21 protein-coding genes and 1 pseudogene are annotated in these 17005 nt (G+C 68.5%); 17 read left to right on the top strand and 5 right to left on the bottom strand.

Annotated features, from left to right (window positions below):
• The first annotated feature begins 318 nt into the window (after positions 1-318).
• On the top strand, positions 319-918 hold the full coding sequence (locus tag AADR41_RS35875) for a TIGR03086 family metal-binding protein (RefSeq protein WP_342286156.1): 600 nt from the start codon (positions 319-321) through the stop codon (positions 916-918).
• A gap of 70 nt (positions 919-988) precedes the next feature.
• Positions 989-2220 (top strand): IS3 family transposase gene (locus AADR41_RS35870; RefSeq protein WP_446751169.1). Its coding sequence is split into 2 segments (ribosomal slippage): positions 989-1307 and positions 1307-2220, totalling 1233 coding nucleotides; the frame shifts between segments, so codons are not numbered across the junction.
• A gap of 375 nt (positions 2221-2595) precedes the next feature.
• Here the strand turns inward: AADR41_RS35870 and AADR41_RS35865 are convergent.
• The 3 genes and pseudogenes from AADR41_RS35865 to AADR41_RS35855 form a co-directional block, all read right to left on the bottom strand.
• Positions 2596-2736 (bottom strand): hypothetical protein, encoded by a 141-nt coding sequence (locus AADR41_RS35865; protein ID WP_342286155.1) that lies wholly within the window; start codon positions 2734-2736, stop codon positions 2596-2598.
• Positions 2737-2788: 52 nt separating this feature from the next.
• A pseudogene (locus AADR41_RS35860) lies at positions 2789-3333 on the bottom strand (transposase family protein); the annotation flags it as partial.
• Positions 3334-3435: 102 nt separating this feature from the next.
• Positions 3436-4239 (bottom strand): class I SAM-dependent methyltransferase, encoded by an 804-nt coding sequence (locus AADR41_RS35855; RefSeq protein WP_342286153.1) that lies wholly within the window; start codon positions 4237-4239, stop codon positions 3436-3438.
• A gap of 377 nt (positions 4240-4616) precedes the next feature.
• Here AADR41_RS35855 and AADR41_RS35850 point away from each other — a divergent pair, with 377 nt between their 5' ends.
• The gene (locus tag AADR41_RS35850; protein WP_342286151.1) at positions 4617-4751 is read left to right on the top strand and encodes a hypothetical protein; all 135 of its coding nucleotides are present in this window, start codon (positions 4617-4619) and stop codon (positions 4749-4751) included.
• Positions 4745-6097, top strand: coding sequence for a WD40 repeat domain-containing protein (locus AADR41_RS35845; protein WP_342286149.1), 1353 nt, complete (start codon positions 4745-4747; stop codon positions 6095-6097). Before AADR41_RS35850 ends, AADR41_RS35845 begins: the two co-directional genes overlap by 7 nt.
• A gap of 46 nt (positions 6098-6143) precedes the next feature.
• On the opposite strand, the gene AADR41_RS35840 is transcribed toward AADR41_RS35845, so the two are convergent.
• Positions 6144-6986, bottom strand: coding sequence for an IS5 family transposase (locus AADR41_RS35840; RefSeq protein ID WP_342286147.1), 843 nt, complete (start codon positions 6984-6986; stop codon positions 6144-6146).
• Positions 6987-7136: 150 nt separating this feature from the next.
• Here AADR41_RS35840 and AADR41_RS35835 point away from each other — a divergent pair, with 150 nt between their 5' ends.
• From AADR41_RS35835 to AADR41_RS35825, 3 genes are all read left to right on the top strand, one after another.
• Positions 7137-7697, top strand: a complete 561-nt coding sequence (locus tag AADR41_RS35835) for a replication-relaxation family protein (RefSeq protein WP_342286145.1) — start codon at positions 7137-7139, stop codon at positions 7695-7697.
• 24 nt (positions 7698-7721) lie between these two features.
• Positions 7722-8372: a hypothetical protein gene (locus AADR41_RS35830; protein ID WP_342286144.1), complete on the top strand. Its 651-nt coding sequence runs from the start codon at positions 7722-7724 to the stop codon at positions 8370-8372.
• Between the two features lie 178 nt (positions 8373-8550).
• Positions 8551-9882, top strand: a complete 1332-nt coding sequence (locus tag AADR41_RS35825) for a hypothetical protein (protein WP_342286143.1) — start codon at positions 8551-8553, stop codon at positions 9880-9882.
• Between the two features lie 334 nt (positions 9883-10216).
• Here AADR41_RS35825 and AADR41_RS35820 read toward each other — a convergent pair whose 3' ends face one another.
• Positions 10217-10906, bottom strand: a complete 690-nt coding sequence (locus tag AADR41_RS35820) for a hypothetical protein (RefSeq protein WP_342286141.1) — start codon at positions 10904-10906, stop codon at positions 10217-10219.
• Positions 10907-11220: 314 nt separating this feature from the next.
• On the opposite strand from AADR41_RS35820, the gene AADR41_RS35815 reads away from it, so the two are divergent.
• The 10 genes from AADR41_RS35815 (at position 11221) to AADR41_RS35770 (ending at position 16882) form a co-directional block, all read left to right on the top strand.
• Entirely contained in the window at positions 11221-11412 is a 192-nt protein-coding gene (locus AADR41_RS35815) for a hypothetical protein (protein ID WP_342286139.1), read from the top strand.
• Complete coding sequence (locus AADR41_RS35810) at positions 11381-11908, top strand: DUF6879 family protein (RefSeq protein WP_342286138.1); 528 nt, start codon at positions 11381-11383, stop codon at positions 11906-11908. Before AADR41_RS35815 ends, AADR41_RS35810 begins: the two co-directional genes overlap by 32 nt.
• Before the next feature lie 30 nt (positions 11909-11938).
• A complete protein-coding gene (locus AADR41_RS35805) occupies positions 11939-12790 on the top strand; it encodes a helix-turn-helix domain-containing protein (RefSeq protein WP_342286137.1) in 852 nt (283 codons plus the stop codon).
• A gap of 97 nt (positions 12791-12887) precedes the next feature.
• Positions 12888-13064, top strand: a complete 177-nt coding sequence (locus AADR41_RS35800; protein WP_342286136.1) for a hypothetical protein — start codon at positions 12888-12890, stop codon at positions 13062-13064.
• 44 nt (positions 13065-13108) lie between these two features.
• The gene (locus AADR41_RS35795) at positions 13109-13519 is read left to right on the top strand and encodes a DUF6415 family natural product biosynthesis protein (protein ID WP_342286135.1); all 411 of its coding nucleotides are present in this window, start codon (positions 13109-13111) and stop codon (positions 13517-13519) included.
• 265 nt (positions 13520-13784) lie between these two features.
• Positions 13785-14201: a hypothetical protein gene (locus AADR41_RS35790; RefSeq protein ID WP_342286134.1), complete on the top strand. Its 417-nt coding sequence runs from the start codon at positions 13785-13787 to the stop codon at positions 14199-14201.
• Between the two features lie 371 nt (positions 14202-14572).
• A protein-coding gene (locus tag AADR41_RS35785) for an IS5 family transposase (protein WP_446751168.1) occupies positions 14573-15492 on the top strand; the annotation gives its coding sequence in 2 pieces (ribosomal slippage) (positions 14573-14951 and positions 14951-15492; 921 coding nt in all).
• 78 nt (positions 15493-15570) lie between these two features.
• Positions 15571-16041: a pyridoxamine 5'-phosphate oxidase family protein gene (locus AADR41_RS35780; protein ID WP_342286133.1), complete on the top strand. Its 471-nt coding sequence runs from the start codon at positions 15571-15573 to the stop codon at positions 16039-16041.
• A 101-nt stretch (positions 16042-16142) separates the two neighbouring features.
• Positions 16143-16337: a hypothetical protein gene (locus AADR41_RS35775; protein ID WP_342286132.1), complete on the top strand. Its 195-nt coding sequence runs from the start codon at positions 16143-16145 to the stop codon at positions 16335-16337.
• Between the two features lie 62 nt (positions 16338-16399).
• The gene (locus tag AADR41_RS35770) at positions 16400-16882 is read left to right on the top strand and encodes a hypothetical protein (RefSeq protein WP_342286130.1); all 483 of its coding nucleotides are present in this window, start codon (positions 16400-16402) and stop codon (positions 16880-16882) included.
• The last annotated feature ends 123 nt before the right edge of the window (positions 16883-17005 follow it).

Here is a 17005-nt window from a genome sequence, read left to right as displayed (position 1 = left end):
GCTACGGCACCTCGCCGCGTTGTCGGAACGTCCACATACATCCAGTATGTGGACGTCCCTCCGCCTTGCGATGCACCGCATCTGACGCCGCACGCTGTTCCACCAGGAATTGCGGGACAGCCCTTAGGAACAGCGTTTGTCGACTGGTTTCGGAGTCACTTGCTGATCAGTGGGGCCGTGCATGTCGACGAGAAGTGACTGCCTACTGGCTCAGTCCAGGAGACCCGCCTTCCGGGCAAGTGGCCGGCGGGCGTGCCTCCGGGGCTCGGCGGCTGATTTCCGCCAGCACGTCGCCTTCTGCACTTCTACGCTGCGGCCATGTCATACCGCTTCGCTGGAATCATCGACCGCTATCTACTCTCCGGTTCCGAGTTCACCCACAAGCTGCGCGCGGTACGGGCCGAGCAGTGGACGGTACCCACCCCCTGCGCAGAGTGGGACGTACGCCACCTCGTCAACCACATGACCCGGGGAAACCTCAACTACGTCTCTCTGCTGGACGGCGGCTCGGCCGCCGACTTCCTCCGGCTCCGGGACGAGGACGCTCTGGGCAGCGATCCGGTGGGTGCCTACATCCGGTCGGTGCGGGAGTGCGCCGAGGCGTTCCGGAGGCCGGGCGCCCTCCAGCAGACTCTCGACTACCCTCTCGGCCCGGTGACCGGAGAACAGGCCCTCGCAGTCCGCACCACGGACGCGACCATTCACACCTGGGACCTGGCCCGAGCCGTCAACGCTCCCGAGAAGCTCGATCCGGAGCTCGTCGCCTGGATCGAAGAGCACCTCGCCGAAATTTACGCCGGCTTGGCGGAGTCACCTGTCTCCGCCGGCACTACCCACCGCTTCTTCGCCGCCCCAGGGGCTCCACCCGTGGCCGGGGAGGCCCGCCAAGCCCGGCTGCTGCGGCTGTTCGGCCGCTGAGCGAAGGAAGGGCGGGCTCGACCTTGGGCCTTGACCCCGGATTTTGGACACCGGAGAGACTTGGATCTTGATGGTCCAGGAGAACAGAGTCCCCGTGAGGATGAAACATTACCCCGCCGAGTTCAAGGCGGACGCGGTCGCGTTGTACCGGTCGAGGCCGGGAGTGACGATCAAGTCGGTGGCAGGCGATCTCGGGGTGAACACCGAGACGTTGCGGAACTGGATCCGGGCCGCGGACGGGCGGCGCCCCGGTGCCGACTCCGCACCGCCGGCAGCTGCCCGGACCGGCGGTGACGACGTTCAGGCGGAGCTGGTCGCGGCACGGAAGAGGATTCGCGAGCTGGAGGAAGAACACGACATTCTCCGCAAGGCGGCCCGATATTTCGCGACGGAGACGCGCTGGTGAACCGCTGCCAGTTCGTTGATGACCACCAGCGCCGTTTCGGCGTGAAGCGGCTCTGCGACATCCTCGGCCTCTCCCGCTCGAGCTTCTACTACTGGCGCCGCACCGCGGCAGCACGGGTTGCCCGGCAGGTCGCCGAAACCGGGCTCGCGGCCCGGATACGCAAGGTCCATCAAGACTCCGACGGCACCTACGGAGCCCCCAGGATCACCGCCGAGCTCCGTGACGAGGGCGAACGCATCAACCACAAACGGGTCGCAAGGATCATGCGGGCCATCGGAGTCGAGGGTGTCCGCTTGCGCCGCCGTCACCGGACCACCGTCGCAGACCAGGCCGCGCCAAAAGTGCCGGATCTGATCGGTCGTGATTTCACCGCGGCCGCGGTGAACACGAAGTACGTCGGCGACATCACATACATGCCGGTCAGCGGCGCGAAGCCGCTCTACCTCGCGACCGTCATCGACCTCGCCTCACGTCGTCTGGCCGGGTGGGCGATCGCCGACCACATGCGAACCGCGCTCGTCATCGATGCCCTGGCGGCAGCCGAGCGGACCCGAGGGAGCCTGGCCGGAGCGGTGATGCACACCGATCACGGCTCGCAATATACGAGTAGGGCCTTCGCTGAAATCTGCAGGTCAGCAGGGGTCCGGCAGAGCATGGGCGCGGTCGGGTCCAGCGCGGACAACGCCGCAGCCGAGTCCTTCAACGCCGCTTTCAAAAGGGAAACGCTCAAGGGCCGCAAGGGCTGGTCGAGCGAGCATGAGGCCAGGCTCGACGCCTTCCGCTGGCTGACCCGATACAACAGCCGACGCCGGCACTCCCGCCTCGGTCAGCGATCTCCGATCGCCTACGAGAACGCCCTCCAACCAGCAGCAACTACCCTGGCCCAAGCCGCATAGACGTGTTCAAAATCCGGGGTCAAGGCCCTACTTCAGCCACACCATGTACAGGCCCAGATCCTGGGCCGCTACCCGCCAATCCCGCGCGGTCCGTCGGCACCAACTCAAATACAGGGCGACGTCACCGGCGTACGCCTTTGTGGTCAGCTCCGCGCGGTGCTGACCGAAGCGGAGATGGCGCAGCCAGTGATCCGCTGGCCGCACCACATCCAACCCGTCATCGATGACCGTCCAGTACCGCGTTCCGGACGGCATCCGAACCGGGAAAGCCCTCACATTTCACCTCTCGCTCTGAGACCTGTGCAACGACCGGCCACAGAGCGGCACCCCCTGAGAACCGACCTCCGGCTCCCAACGAGAGGGTCTCCAACAACGTCACGCCACAGGTTCAGAACCCCCAAAGAACGACAGCGGCGTGGAGACGACGACCGCGACCGTCGGCACACCGTACTTCTTCGCCGTCATCACCAGCTCGACCCTGACGACCTCTTCGACGTTGGTGGCGTTCCCTGTCAAGTTCTACTGTTCGCATCGAGCGAATCCCAGCGGGGCCATGAACGCGGTTGTCTCACTGAGCTGTTTCCAACCTCAGTTTGAGCAGGTCAGAATGCAGGGTGAGGACGGCCTGAACCAGGCTGGTGATGCGAGTCGTGGAACATCGCAGCTTGCGCAGGAGCCGCGCTCTTGAGGGTGGCCATGGCCTGCTCGACGAGCGCACGGATCCTTGCATGCGAGCAGTTGACAGCCTGCTGACCTGCGGAAAACGTCTCCCACCCCAATAGGGCAGCCGTACGGTGCCGCCGGCGCCCCGGTAACCCTTGTCGGCCCAGCACTCCACTTCGGCTTCCTCCAGGGCGTCGATGATGCCGTGGGTTCGCGCGACTTGATGTCGTGGACCGCGCCGGGCAGTGCAGGCGATACCCACACCAGTCGCCCGGCGGGATCGGTGATGATCCGCACGTTCATGCCGTGCTTCTCATGTTTCCCAGAGCAGAAGGGCCGGTCGGCCGCGATTCGGTCGATCGGCAGCAGCGTGCCGTCCAGGATCACGAATGCCTTGGTGGACGCCGTGCAGGCCGCGGTCCGCAGGTCGGAAGCCAGCGCGGCGAGGACCGCACCCGCAGCAACCGCTTCAAGCGCTGAACACTTCGCGAAAGAACCCGCTACAGGCGGTCGCGCGCCGGCAGGTCGGCAACGAGAACGACGAAAGGCGGATCAGCGCGCCGGCTCAGACGTGCCTCGCGCCTGGTCGCGGCTGGCGACCACCAGGTATCCATCGCTCTCGGGGTCGAAGGTGCTGGACTGCACCGTGAGCCCGACACTCCGCAACTGCGCCACAAGGTCCTCGTACCGGTAGGGCCAGATGGACAACCGCTCCGAGCAGGCTCGCACTGCCCCATCCGGCTCGATCTGGGCGACCACGATCTCGAGCAAGTGTTCCTGCTCCCAGCGCTGCTCGATCTGCCAGTAGTAGCTGACGACCGCATCGCGATCGTTGCGGCGGATGAGTCGATCGCGGACGTCTACCCGTGAGCCGGCGGAGCGCACGAGCTCCCAGTTGCGTGAGTGGAGCACAAGGCGCCCGCCCGGATTCAGCAGCCGCGACATCGCTTCCAGTGCGGTCAGGCGCCCGGCTGCGCCCTCAGCGTGCCCGAGCGAGTTGCCAACGCAGAACACCAGATCGAACGTGGAGTCCTCCAGGTGGTCGGGCAGCTCGTCCCAGCTCGCGCGGAGGGCTCGAAGCGAGACGCCCTGCTCGTCGGCGGCCTTCTCGGTCCGGCGAACCATCCCATTGCTGGCATCTGCGGCGACCACGTCAAGGCCAAGACTCGCGAGACCGACGGCGAGCTGGCCGGTTCCACACGCGCAGTCGAGGACGCGCGCGTTGGGCGGCAGAGAGCCCACGACATCGCTGTAGTAAACCGCGGCTGCCTTGGCGGGGGTCAACCTGTCGTCGCCGATCAGCCACTCGTATACGTCGGAAAGCGTCCCATAACCAGCCACCGCGATAACCTCCATCACTCGACGACACGCGGGCTAGACCGCGCCTGCGATTCAGACCTTGCGCCTCGCACTGTGCCGGGCCGTGTCAGCGAAGCATTGAGCAGGACCCAACCACTTCCGGCCGCTGAGACTCCACCGGATTTCATGGGAAACCGCGACACGCCGCACCGACGCATGTTCCCACTCCACCGGCGCCCCATCAGCCACGATGGGGACCGCGGCCAGCAAGCGTGCGTTCACTGCGGAGCGCTTTCACTGCCTCAACTGGTGGAAGCGCCGCAGCCTGCAGTGCTTAGCGGTCGGTTCTTCGAAGGGGATCGGAATTCCAGTCGGGGGCTGGATCCCCCAAGGAACATGGTCGCCTCCGCGTGCGCCAAGTAATGTGACTTCGCATGATCGAATCCGAGATTGAGATCAGCGAGGATCTGGTCCGCAACCTGCTGCAGGACCAGCATCCGGACTTAGAACCCGCGCGAATTGGTGAGGCGGTGGCGGACTGCGGGTCTGGGGCGGGTCTTGTTTGCTGAGGCTGCTGGAGGGCTCGTCAGTAACGTTGCGTAATTGGCTACGCAGTCGCGTGGTGGGCTGGTTGGATGCGGGCATGTCCGGTGATCTGAACGTTGACGGGGTTGAGGCCGTGCTTGCGGGCGCGGTTGGGCGGTTGGCGGATCCGGGGTTTCTGGTGAATGCCGACCCGGAGGAGGTGCTGGGGCTGGTGGATGCGGCTTCGGGGCCTGCTGGGCGGTTTGCGGGGGCGGTGTACCGGGCGTCGGCGCACCTGCACCGTGATGCTGGCGCGGGGGTACGGAGGCAGTTGCTGGCGTTGGATGCCGCCCGGTACGGGGATCGAGGACTGGCGGCGCGGATCACCGCCGTACCGGTGGAGGGCGAACCCGCCGCGCAGTGGGGGGTGGAGTGGGCGACTGGCGGCATGGTCGATCGCAGCCTCTGGCAGACCCTCGCCGGTCACACCAGCTCGGTGGTTGGAGTAGCGACGGGGGTGGTGGAGGGCCGTCCGGTCGCCGTCACCAGCAGCAGGGACGAGACGGTGCGCGTGTGGGATCTGGCCACCGGTCGGCAGGTCGGCCAGCCCCTCACCGGTCACATCTTCGGGGTGATTGGCGTAGCGACGGGGGTGGTGGACGGTTGCCCCGTCGCCGTCACCGGCGGCGCCGATGAGACGGTGCGGGTGTGGGACCTGACCACCGGTCAGCCCGTCGGCGAACCCCTCCACGAACACACCAACTGGGTGCGTGCGGTGGCGACGGCAGTGGTGGACGGCTGCCCCGTCGCCGTTACTGGCGACTATGACGGAACGGTGTGGGTGTGGGACCTGACCACCCGCGAGCAGATCGGCGAACCCCTGCAAGAACGCTTCCGCAGCGATGTGGAGGCGGTGGCGACGGGGGTGGTGGACGGCCGCCCTGTCGCCGTCACCCTCACCGACGGTGGAGGGATGGTGCGGGTGTGGGACCTGGCCACCCGCGAGCAGATCGGTGAACCCCTGCGCACTCACACCGGCCCGGTGTACGGGATGGCGATGGGGGTGGTGGACGGCCGCCCGGTCGCCGTCACCGGCAGCGGGGACGGGACGGTGCGGGTGTGGGACCTGACCACCCGCCAGCCCATCGGCGAACCCCTCACCTGCCACACCGACTCGGTGGGTGCGGTGGCGACGGGGGTGGTGGACGGCCGCCCGGTCGCCGTCACCGGCAGCGTCGACAAGACGGTGCGGGTATGGGACCTGACCACCGGCCGGCCGGCCGGACCGAAGTTGGTGTTCCCCGCGGAGGTGCACGCGGTGGCTGTCACTTCGGATGGCCGACCGGTAGTGGGGTTCGGCCATGAGGTGGCGGTGCTGGCCCGCCGCTGACCAGGTACCGCGCGGTGCACCCCGGGGCGTGTCCCACACAGTGTTCTCATGAGCGGCGGACCGGGCGTTCGTCCCAGCGGTGGGTTGTCCATGCCCGGCGGATCAGGCTGCGTACGGTGATGACGGTGTCGGCGAGATCGAAGAACGCGTTGATCACGATGGTCCGGCGCTCGTAGCAGCGGGCCAGGCGCTGGAAGGCGTTCTGCCAGGCGTGGGTACGCTCCACGTGCCACCTCTGACCTGCCTGGACCGGCGCCTTCTCGCCCTTGTGCGCGATCCGGCCGTGCAGGCCGCGTTCGGCGAGCAGGGCGCGGGTCTTGTCGGAGGCGTAGCCGGCGTCCAGGTGCACGGTGATGTCGTCGGGCAGGGGTCCGAGGTCGTCCAGCAGGTCCAGGGTCGGAGCGAGCAGCGGGGAGTCATGTCGGTTGGCTCCGGCCAGGACCCTGCCCAGTGGAATGCCGTAACCGTCCGTCATGCCAGAACGTTTCAGGCCCTGTTTGCCGCGGTCGACCGGCGAACGCCCGGCTGCTTCGCCGCCTCCGGGAGCCTTGGTGATGGCGCCGTCGACGGCGATCCGGTCCAGGACGAGGCCGACGATCCGGTCGTAGGACTCCAGCGCGATCCGCTTGAGCTCGGCGAAAACGCCCAGTCGTATCCACTCGTCGCGGCGGCTGCGGATCGTGGTCGCCGAGCAGGTCGTGTCGGCGATCGCCTCGTAAGAACAGCCGAAACGCAGCAGTTGCAGCACCTTGTCGAAGACGACCCGGTCGCTGATACGCCTGCGGTGGCAGCCGAGTGGATGGTCCGGGTGATACTCCGGCCGCACAGGCAACAGGGCCGCGAACTGATCCCAGAGCGGTTCAGTCAGCCACGACGGCAGAACGGACACAGGTCTCCTCAGTAATCACAGAGCGTCGCAACTCCATGATCACCGGGACCCGTGCCCGTGCCGTTGCCGATGCCCCCAACCGCGCCTATCCGCGTGACTACTAAGTCTTTGAAGCAGACATGGAAGCCAACCCACACCCGGAAGAAGGAAGTGCTGAAGGCTCTCGGGATCTTCCAGAGGGCTACTGCTGAACACCTGTGGCGGATGCTGCGCCCCGGAGACTCACACGACCGGATCACGAGGGACACCCTCAACGCTCTCAAGGGCGACGGGAAGGTCCGGGTGGTGACGCGGCTGAAGTCCGGACACAAGCTGTGGGTGCTCACCGAGAAGGGCCGCAAGGAAGCCAAGCAGTTGCTGCCGAGGAACGTACGGGTCTCCGTGCTGCTCAAGCCGGAGTACGACGCCATGGGCAGGCCGGTCCCGGGAGAGGGGTACGACGAACACGCCGCCGCTGTCACCCTCACGGCCGCCGTGCTCACCGGGGTCGGCTACGGCACCCCGCTGTCCTGGCAGACCGAGATCGCCCACCGCCTCCCGTACGGCTACACCCAGTACGCCGACCTGATCATGCGTGCCCCGGACGCCGGGGTGCCCGCAATGCTCCTGGAGGTCGACCGCGTCAACGAGCCCGTCGACGAGCTGGTGGACAAGCTGCGCCGCTACACCGAGTGGTTCGAGCTTCTGGCGCCGAGGACGGACGCGACCTAGGCGAAGGCGGCCCAAGGCACGGCGGTGCACAACTCCCGGCTGTGGTCACGCCTCTACCCGGCGACCGGACGCGAGGGCTATGTGCCGGTGGCGTTCGTGTTCACCGGGAAGACCGCCGCGCAGCGCGAGAGCCGGATGCTGCGACTGGAGCAGGCCACCCGCCGCTACTTCGCCGGGGAGCCGTATCCGGGCAGGGGCGCGGGCATTACGGCCGTCGACTACCACCAGGCGGTGCCCGTCGTCGTCACCGAGCTGGAGCGGATCACAGCCGACCCGGCCGGGGCCGCCGGCAAGGTGTGGCGGCGGCTCGGCAGGGATGAGTGGCAAACGCTGGACGAGGCCCTGGGCAACCCCGATGGCGACCGGCTGTACGCGGTGCAGTGGGAGCAGGCCCGGCGACGGAAGACGGAGCGCGAGGCTGCCGAGCGGGAGGCGCAGCGGCCGGTGTGCACATGCTGCGGAGCGAGGTTCACCGACGAACGCTGGCAGATGGTGAAGCGGTCTTCATGGCCGAAGGAGTGGGACGACCTGTGCCGGCCGTGTGCGACGGAGGCCGCCGACCGCGCGGAGGTTGAGCGCGTCGCGCGCCGCCAGGCGGAGGAGGCCGAACGCGCGGCGGCCGAAGCGCCGGCCGCCAGGCCCCGCGGCCGGTTCGGTATCACGCGCCGCCGGTAGCCGGGCGGCTTGTGCCTCCGGCCGGACAGGCGGCCCGGCCGGAGGCGAGGACGAGCATCGCGAACAACGACGTGTTCGCGCTGTCCGCTGATCGGTTTAGCAGAGCCGGTGCTGCCGCAGAGATACGAGGACTACCCCCGTGCTGTACGGGGATTCACGCCGCAAGGGAGAGACGATCTTGGCTGAGTTCCGTCCGGTGGCCAACGGACTTCGCACCGATCATCCCGTTCCGGGTCTGCCGTTCATCAACGACGAACGGCTGCCACTCGGCAATCCGGACGCGATCGAGCGCACCGGCCGGGACCAGGGCGAGGGACTGTGGGGCCGCACCGACCCCTTACCGGGAGGCGGCTGGGTGGCGTTCACCACCGAGCCGAAGAACCGCGCGTACGCGTGGGCCGTTCACTACCACCCCGAGCACGGCCGCACGGTGGTGCTGGTCACGGACGGCAGCTGGAGCGGGCTCCACCACGACTGGGTGTACGGGCACACCGGCTTCCTCTACCGGCACGGCGGCTACTGGTGGGACGGCACCGCCTGGCACCGGCCCGGCGTGGTCTTCGACGGCGCCTACGAACGCTACGACGCCCGCCCCGTCCAGGACGCGCTCACCGTCACGGCCGCGGACCTCCTGGTTCACCCTGCCGACCCGGGCAAGGCGAGTGTCGCCACCATCGCCGGGTTCACCGCGCCCAAGACGACCCTGCCCAACTGGCGTGATCATCTGGCGCTGTGGTCGGAACACCGCCAGCGCGTGCCGGACGCACGACCGTTGAACGAGTGCGTCGTCGACCTGAAGGCCCCCGAGCTGGAGCCGGGCCTCCTGGTGGACCGCGCCGGGCTGGCGAAGATCGCGAACATCGCTGAGGACGACCTACCGGTCCCGGAGTACGAGGACCACAAGATGCCCGGACCACAGGCCCACGGCGCCAACGGACCTCTGTGGTCGCAGCCCGTGGCCCGGGACTGGGCCGAACAGCATCACCGCGACCACGGTCCCCGCGCCCTCCTCTCCGCCACCACCTCCTTCGGCACCCCGCAGCCCCAGGGACTCGTCGCCGACCACAACCGCCTCACCAAGGTCATCCACGTCGACGGGAAGCAGACCGAGGAGGCAGCCAAGACCCTCGCCTGGTGGCCCGCGGTCTCCCTCACGGTGGGAACCGAAAGCATCGTCCCCATGTCGGCACTGCGCACGACCCTGATCGAGGCCGTGCTCTCCCATCTGGCCACCCGCGTCAAGAAGAGGAGGAGCGGAATCTGGCTCGGCACCCTCCGCCGCGACGTGGTCAAGGTCTTCGACTGGTACGTCCAGCGAAAGCCGGACCACACCGCAGGACTCCTGAGCGAGATCTGCCTGGACGCCCACACACGGCTGGACGTGGACCCGCAAACCGTCGGACAACTCATCCGCCGATCCCTCCACCACGACAGCACGCTCGGCAAGGAGACCATCGACGCGCTTCTCGACATGGCCCTGCCGCCGTCCGCGAAATCCTCCGAGAGCTAGCCAGGAGACCCCAGCCAGCGAGTGGTCCGATGCGGAACCGGCGGCGGCCTCCGGGCCGCCGCACCGCCGGAGGACGACCAGGAGCCGGCCGATCCACGCGGCGCACACCAACGGCTGGCCTCACCCGGCTCTTCCAGAATGCTGCCGGCACCATCGGTGCCCGCAGCACGCCCGGAGGCGGCCGGTGCTTCCACCGCGACGGGACCGGGCTCGCCCGACCCTTGTGGGAGCTGGCTGCCGGGCAGCTTGAGCGGCTGGCAAGAAGAACGCCCGCGTCCCGGGCCGCCTTTCCGGGCGGCGGTGGGACGCGGGCGGGCGGAAGGAAGTCGGAGGTTTACGCCGGTATGGGCGCTGGGTCCGGGCGCAGCGCCGCGAGCGGAGAGCGCCGGCCCTTCTCCACCGTGCGCAGCTGCTCCCAGTCGACCTCCGGGTGGGCGGGGATGACCGCGTCGACGGAGGCCGTGGTGTAGAGCGCGACGTCGACGGCCCCGGCCCGGCTGGTGCCGAAGCGGACCTCGATCGACTGCGGAGAGCGGACCCAGCCGAGCCGCACCATGTGGTCGAAATCGGCACGGCGCACCCCGAGCCGGGCGGCGGCCTGCTCCGGTCCGAGCGGTGTGTCGGCGGCGACCAGGTCCGCCAGGTCCTCGCGGCGGCAGACCTCCGCGACCTGGTCGGGGTGGTGCAGCGTCCCGTCGGGGTTCGCGCTCAGGTCGACCAGCAGGCCGCGGTCGACGAACCGGCGCACCACGAACGCCGTCACACTCGCCTTCTCGCTGATCACGTTCGGGGTGCCGAGCGCGTCGGCGATCCGTTCGGCCGCCGCGCCGCCGGAGATCGGCGGGGAGGGCATCGCGGCCCGGATGGCGCCGGCGTCCAGCGCCTCCACGGCGGCCCGGGACCACCGGGACGCCGACGCGTCCGGGGCCGGGATCAGGCCGGTGTGCCAGGCCCATCGGAAGGCGGCTGTGGGCACCTTCAGGCGCTTGGCGGTCTGTCCCGCGTCGTACTCGGTTCGTCGCATGAGATCACCTCTCGCTCGTTCGCCAGGAAGTGGCGGACAGAACATGACAGAACGCATGAAAAACTGTCAAGATCTTCTGAAAACAGGCAAGTTGGACGCGCACTGCTAGGACTGCGCCCGCGTACGCGAAGGAAAATCACCCGTCCGGATGGCACGGCGATGGCCCGCCGGCCCGCGGTATTGACCGGGCGCGCAGGACGCGGGACGGTCGTCACGCAACTACGCGCAACCGGCTCGCTTCGGAGGGGATCATGGCGTTACTTTTCTTCGGCACGGACCCGAACTCGGGTGGAGGGAACTGCCCTGCGGTATGGGTGGACACCGACACCGCCCAGGGCCCGGAACTGGTTCTGCAGGGCAAGTTCGCCGACGCGGCGACCCGGGCCACCTGCAGTCAGGACAGTCCGCCCGCAGACGACGAGGGGATCGTCCGGATCCCGCTCAGCATGGTGGAGCAGATCAGGAAGGCGTGCGATGCCGCAGAAGCCGCCGGCACCCAGCTTTGAGGACCTGCTCGACTCCGCCCAGACCCACGCCCTGCACCTGGAGCTCCGCGACGTCTACGCCGTGGGGGAGGAGCGGGAAGTCTTCGAGGCGTTCCTGCGGGACGGGAGCGTGCCCGCGGACGACTCGGAGTTCTGGGGCGGGTGGCTGCCGCTGGTGGAGCGGACCGTCGCCCGTGGGGTGAAGGTCCGCCGGGCCCGGATCGTGTCCGAGCCCGTCACCGACTACATCCGCTTCGAGCACGCCATCACCGACGCCAACCTCCGCGCCGGCGAACAGGTCCGCTGGCTGCCCCGCCGCCGCGCCTCCACCCTCGCCCTGCCCGGCAACGACTTCTGGCTCATCGACGACCAGGTCGTGCGCTGGAACCTGTTCTCCGGCAGTGGCCAGGCCCTCGATCCCGACCACACCGACGACCCGCAGGCGGTCAAGCTGTGTGCCGAGGCGTTCCGCGCCGTGTGGGACCTGGCCACCGACCACGCCGACTACCGCATCTGACCGACGCACAACCCAAGGGCCACGCACCTCATGACGACCGCCTCCCCCTCGTCCAGCGCTCAGGCGGCCCGCGAGGCGCTCGCCGTCCGGTTGCAGCACCTGCGCAAGGACGCCGGCCTCACCGGACGCGAACTCTCCGCCCGGTGCGGCTGGCACCCCGCGAAGACCACCCGCATCCAGAAGGGCGCGGCCGCACCCTCGGACGCGGACATCCGCACCTGGTGTTCGGCGTGCGGCGCGGACGACCAGGCCGATGACCTCATCGCCACCGCCCGCGCGGTCGATTCGATGTACCTGGAGTGGCGCCGCCTGCACCGCAACGGCATGCGCCAGGTCCAGCAGGACTGGTACACCCTCCACGAGCAGACCCGCCACTGCCGGGTCTACCTGTCCAGCCTGCCTCCCGGCTTCCTCCAGACACCGGCGTTCGCGACCGCCCTCATGCAGCAGATCACCCGCTTCCAGGGCACCCCCGACGACGTCGCCGAAGCGGTCGCCGCACGCGTCGCCCGCTCCCGCTTCCTCTACGAGGGCGGGCACCGCTACGTCGTCCTCATGGAGGAATCCGTCCTGCGCTACCAAACGGCCGACCCCGAGGCGATGCGCGGGCAACTGCGCCACCTCCTGGCCGTGATGCCGCTCGCCTCGGTCTCGCTGGGGATCATCCCGTTCACTGCGAAGCGCACCGTGTGGCCGCTGGAGGCGTTCTACGTCCACGACGACACCATGGCCGTGGTGGAGACGCTGACGGCGGAGATCAAGGTGACGCAGCCGCGCGAGATCGCCGACTACTTGAAGGCGTTCACCGGCCTCGCGGAGATGGCCGTGTACGGCGACGCGGCCCGCGACCTGATCCGGACCGCGATCGACGCCCTGGAGTGAAGCCGCCGCAATTACTCGCAATCTCGTTGAGGTCCGTCGCCAACGCTGCGTAGCGTCGAAGTCACCGACGGACCACCAGCCGGAGAGGCGGGGCCCCATGCGCGCAACCGACACCACCGCCCCGGCCTCGGAGGGCCGCGGCCTCCAGCCACCCGCCTACGGCATTCCCTCACCGGCCCTGCTGGCCCGCGCGGACCGCGGATTCGCCCGGTTCCTCGCCCAGCAGAGCGAGGACCAGGACGACGGAGCCGGCGGCGAGGACACCCAGCGGTGACCGCCGGCCACCCGCACGAGACGCTCCCGGCAGCGAGGCCCGCCATGCACACCAGCACACACACGGTCCTGTACGACCCTGACGGCCTCATCGAGGCGGAACTTCCGTTCGACCGGGAACCGTACGAGTGCCTCGTCAAGGCCGTCCTCGCGTGGACCGGCGAGGGCACGCTCGCGGAACGCGACTACGAGCAGATCGGCCTCCAGCTGACCGGCCACGCCCGCGCCGTTGTCTCCGACGTCCGGCGCCGCGCGAGCCAGCTGCCCAAGAGCAGCGGGCCCCGGGCGCTCGCCGACGTCGTCCTGCGCGAGGCGGAAGGCCGGCTGTCCGCGAAGCTCGAGGGCACCGTGCACTGCGTCCAGAATCGCGCCCGCCTTGTCCGCGCCCTCTACGAACGACTGGACCGCCTGGAGGCCGCGCTCGCCCCGGAGAGGGTTGCACCGAGCGGCGGCTGAACCGTTGGCTGGACGGTTGCTTTCAGCGGGGGACCGCAGGTGTGACCGAAGGTGTGGACCACCCAAATCGGACACCGCCTGTTCTCGCAGGTCAACCCTGGCGGGCAAGCCGGTCTCGTGAGCGGACACCTCTTTCCCACGCGATAGCCATGGGGAAGAGGTCTGCTTCGAGCCCCGGGGCCAACGGGCCGCTGCGGTGGAGGAAACCCCTGGTCGCCCGTTGATCGGGATGGCAGGCTCTACCTCCAGCGAAGGGAGCCCCGCGATGACCGACAAGCCGGAGACGGAACGCGTCGACTGCACCGACTGCTTCGCCCTGCCGGGCCCTGACAACACCCGCATCGCGTACGTGAAGACCGGCGGCGGGACCAGCGAGACCTGGCACGCCCCCGACTGCCCGGCGCTCACGATCAGGCAGATCAACATGGAGGAGGGAAGCAAGCGGGCCCAAGAGCAGGACGCGTGGGCCCGGGGCGTCTTCCCCGCTGCGCACGAGCGGCTCAGGAAAGCCGCCGCCGCAGTGCCCGCCGACACCGCCGCCCAGCCCTTCGCCGACGCCCTGAGCGAGCTGGTCCAGGCGCAGGCCGACACCACCGGCTTCGTCGTTCTCCACCGCTGGGCGGAGATCCTGGAGCGGCACTTCCCGCCGGAGCTCCCCGATCCCGACTGCACCACCCAGTAGCTGGCACCCGTGCACTGCACGGGTGGGGCGCAGGAGTTCCGCCTGGCCGGGGGAGCTGGCCGGCTGGCCGATCCGGACACCCGGGTTGCACGGATCGGTCACACCGCTGACGTGCGGTTTGGCTGATGGGTGCGACCGGATCGGTCACACGGCTGGTCACCGGTCACGGCCGCGGGCATGTGACCGGTCATGAGTGCCGGGCAAGCCCAAGGGAACCCTGGGCAAGCTCACCGTGCGGCAGGCTTGCCCGGCCCGGAGGCGTTGCCGCAGCACGGTCCGCGGCGGGATCCTGGAAAGGGACGCCAAGGCGTCCTAGGCACTGTTTCTCGGATCTCCTGACACAGTCGGGGTGTTGGGGACAGGCTGACTGTATGGGCCGTGGTGATCTGACGAATGCGGAGTGGGATCGGCTGGAGTCGTTCTTACCCCCTGGTGGTGCGCGTGGAGGTCGGTGGAGCGACCACCGCCGGGTCATCAACGGGGTTCTCTACCGGGTGCGGACCGGCGTGCAGTGGCGGGATCTGCCGGAGCGGTTCGGGCCGTGGGAAACGGTCTACAAGCGGCATCGCCGCTGGTCAGCCGATGGAACGTGGCAGATGCTGCTGTCTCGCATCCAGGCTGCCGAGGACGCGGTGGGCGCGATCGACTGGGACGTGTCGGTGGACTCGACAGCGGTGCGAGCCCATCAGCACGCCGCCGGCGCGAGGAAAGCGGCCCCGGCCGCCGTTCCTCAAAAGGGGGCCGGGCGGGGGACGAACCAGGCCGATCCGGTCTTGCGGAAACTGGCCGCCCGGCTGGAGGCGGTGGTCAGGTCGGCGAGTGTCTGGGGCGTTCCCGCGGAGGGTTCACCACCAAGATCCACCTCGCCGCCGAGGGGCGATGCCGGCCTCTCGCGTTCGTCCTGACACCCGGGCACTACGGTGACGGGCCCCAGCTCGAGCGGGTGCTGGAGCAGGTTTCGGTGTCCCGAACCGGAGTCGGCCGGCCTCGCACCCGGCCCGGCCATGTCCTGGCGGACAAGGCCTACACGTCCCGGCGGAACCGTCTCTACCTGCGACGACGCGGAATCCGGCACACCATCCCCGAACGTCTCGACCAGCAGAGGCATCGGAAGAACCGAGGTTCCCGAGGCGGTCGACCCACCAGTTTCGACAGCGAGCGCTACAAGAAACGCAACACCGTCGAACGCGCCGTCAACCGCCTCAAAGGCTTCCGGGCTGTTGCCACCCGCTACGAAAAGCGCGCCTACATCTACCTCGGCACCGTCACACTCGCAGCCCTCGCTATCTGACTCCGGACATGATCCGAGAAACAGCGCCTAGTTCCGCCGCCGGATGTGGCAGGGCGCCGCACACCATAACCTCCCCACATGACTGCAGTTGACTCTCATCCCAGCGGCCCCCGTAGCTCGGAGCAGCGCAAGCGCGAGGCGCTTGAACGGCTCGTGCGGGACAATGACGTATGGGTCGCCACGGCCGACGCCACCGGCGAGCCGTGCCTCGTTCCGCTGGCCTTCTGGTGGGACGGCGAGGCAGTGTGGCTGTCTACCCGCGACAGCAACCCGACCGGGCGCAACCTGTGCTCCTCGGGCCGGGTCCGGCTCAGCTTCGGCCACAGCCGGGACGTGGTCCTGATCCACGGCACCACGCGCATGCTGACCCGCGAGGAGCTTCCGGCCGAGGTTGGCGACGCCTTCGCCGCCAAGAGCCGCTGGGATCCTCGCGAGGACCACGCCTCGTACGTGTTCTTCCAGGTCGCCCCGCAGGTGCTGCAGGCGTGGGGAACGGTTCCCGAGATGGCCGGACGGACCCTGATGCGCGACGGCAAGTGGCTGGTCTAGGGCAGGTCTCGAACGGGGCACATCCACTCGTTGATGACTGCGACCAGGCCGGTTCGCTTGGACCACTTCCGCCGGCCGAGGTTGTCGTTGATGCTGTCCATGTGACTCACCGCATCAGTGCTCTGATCTCGGCCTTCGGCGTCCTTGCCGGCATGGTGCTGCTGATTCTCGCGGTTCGTGAGTACCGTTCCGGGGCATCGGCCCTGTGGATCGGGGCTGGAGCTGTGATCTTCCTCAGCGCTTCGTACACGCTCGTGCGGGATGCACGGCGGCTCCGCACCGGGCCGACCACCTGACGAACAGCGCCGTTCCAACCAGCCCGCCGGTCGTTCTCAGTCCAGCGTGGCAGCATGCGGCAATGGTCTTTCGACACCCCGACGGCGACTACGCGATCACCGCGATGTACTCCGTGCCCGATGACGCCTGGTATCTGGAACTGGATCTCGTGGCCGGGCAACGGACGCTCGTGACGGCAATCGTCCCCGACGAGGATCCGGCACGGGAACCCACAATGTGCTTCAACCCGCACGCAGGGCACACCGACGTCCCGTACGAGGTCATGCGCTGGTTCATGCACCAGGTCGATGAAGAGATCCGTACCTCCCGTGCCTGGATGCGGCTGAGACCGGAGCTCGTCGAGATCATCCACCAACTCCGTCAGGAGCACATGGGCGTCATCGACGACGAATTTCCCCAGGTTCTGGCGTACGTGCGCACCACGGTCTCTGAGGAAGACCTCCCCGCCGTTCTGGGGGCCGCCTTCGGGCGGAATCCTGACGGCACGACCATGGACCACCCGCAAACGCCTCAACCCGTGGACGGTCAAGGAGACAGGCCCTAGTACTGCAACGGTGCTTGCCGTGACTGATGGCCAGGTCGGTCGTTGGTGTGGTTGTGGGTGGGGACCTTGCTGATGTCAGGTTGTGGGCGAGTGAACTGGAAGCTGTGCATGAGCGGTTCGTGC

This window comes from Streptomyces sp. CLV115, assembly GCF_038448545.1.
Classification (GTDB): domain Bacteria; phylum Actinomycetota; class Actinomycetes; order Streptomycetales; family Streptomycetaceae; genus Streptomyces; species Streptomyces sanglieri.
This window is presented reverse-complemented; position numbering and strand designations above follow the sequence as displayed.

Coding starts and splice junctions, on each gene's coding strand:
- AADR41_RS35875 (WP_342286156.1), top strand. CDS start 319: ATGTCATACCGCTTCGCTGGAATCATCGACCGCTATCTACTCTCCGGT.
- AADR41_RS35855 (WP_342286153.1), bottom strand. CDS start 4,239: ATGGAGGTTATCGCGGTGGCTGGTTATGGGACGCTTTCCGACGTATAC.
- AADR41_RS35850 (WP_342286151.1), top strand. CDS start 4,617: ATGATCGAATCCGAGATTGAGATCAGCGAGGATCTGGTCCGCAACCTG.
- AADR41_RS35820 (WP_342286141.1), bottom strand. CDS start 10,906: ATGCGACGAACCGAGTACGACGCGGGACAGACCGCCAAGCGCCTGAAG.
- AADR41_RS35810 (WP_342286138.1), top strand. CDS start 11,381: ATGCCGCAGAAGCCGCCGGCACCCAGCTTTGAGGACCTGCTCGACTCC.
- AADR41_RS35805 (WP_342286137.1), top strand. CDS start 11,939: ATGACGACCGCCTCCCCCTCGTCCAGCGCTCAGGCGGCCCGCGAGGCG.
- AADR41_RS35800 (WP_342286136.1), top strand. CDS start 12,888: ATGCGCGCAACCGACACCACCGCCCCGGCCTCGGAGGGCCGCGGCCTC.
- AADR41_RS35795 (WP_342286135.1), top strand. CDS start 13,109: ATGCACACCAGCACACACACGGTCCTGTACGACCCTGACGGCCTCATC.
- AADR41_RS35790 (WP_342286134.1), top strand. CDS start 13,785: ATGACCGACAAGCCGGAGACGGAACGCGTCGACTGCACCGACTGCTTC.
- AADR41_RS35780 (WP_342286133.1), top strand. CDS start 15,571: ATGACTGCAGTTGACTCTCATCCCAGCGGCCCCCGTAGCTCGGAGCAG.
- AADR41_RS35770 (WP_342286130.1), top strand. CDS start 16,400: ATGGTCTTTCGACACCCCGACGGCGACTACGCGATCACCGCGATGTAC.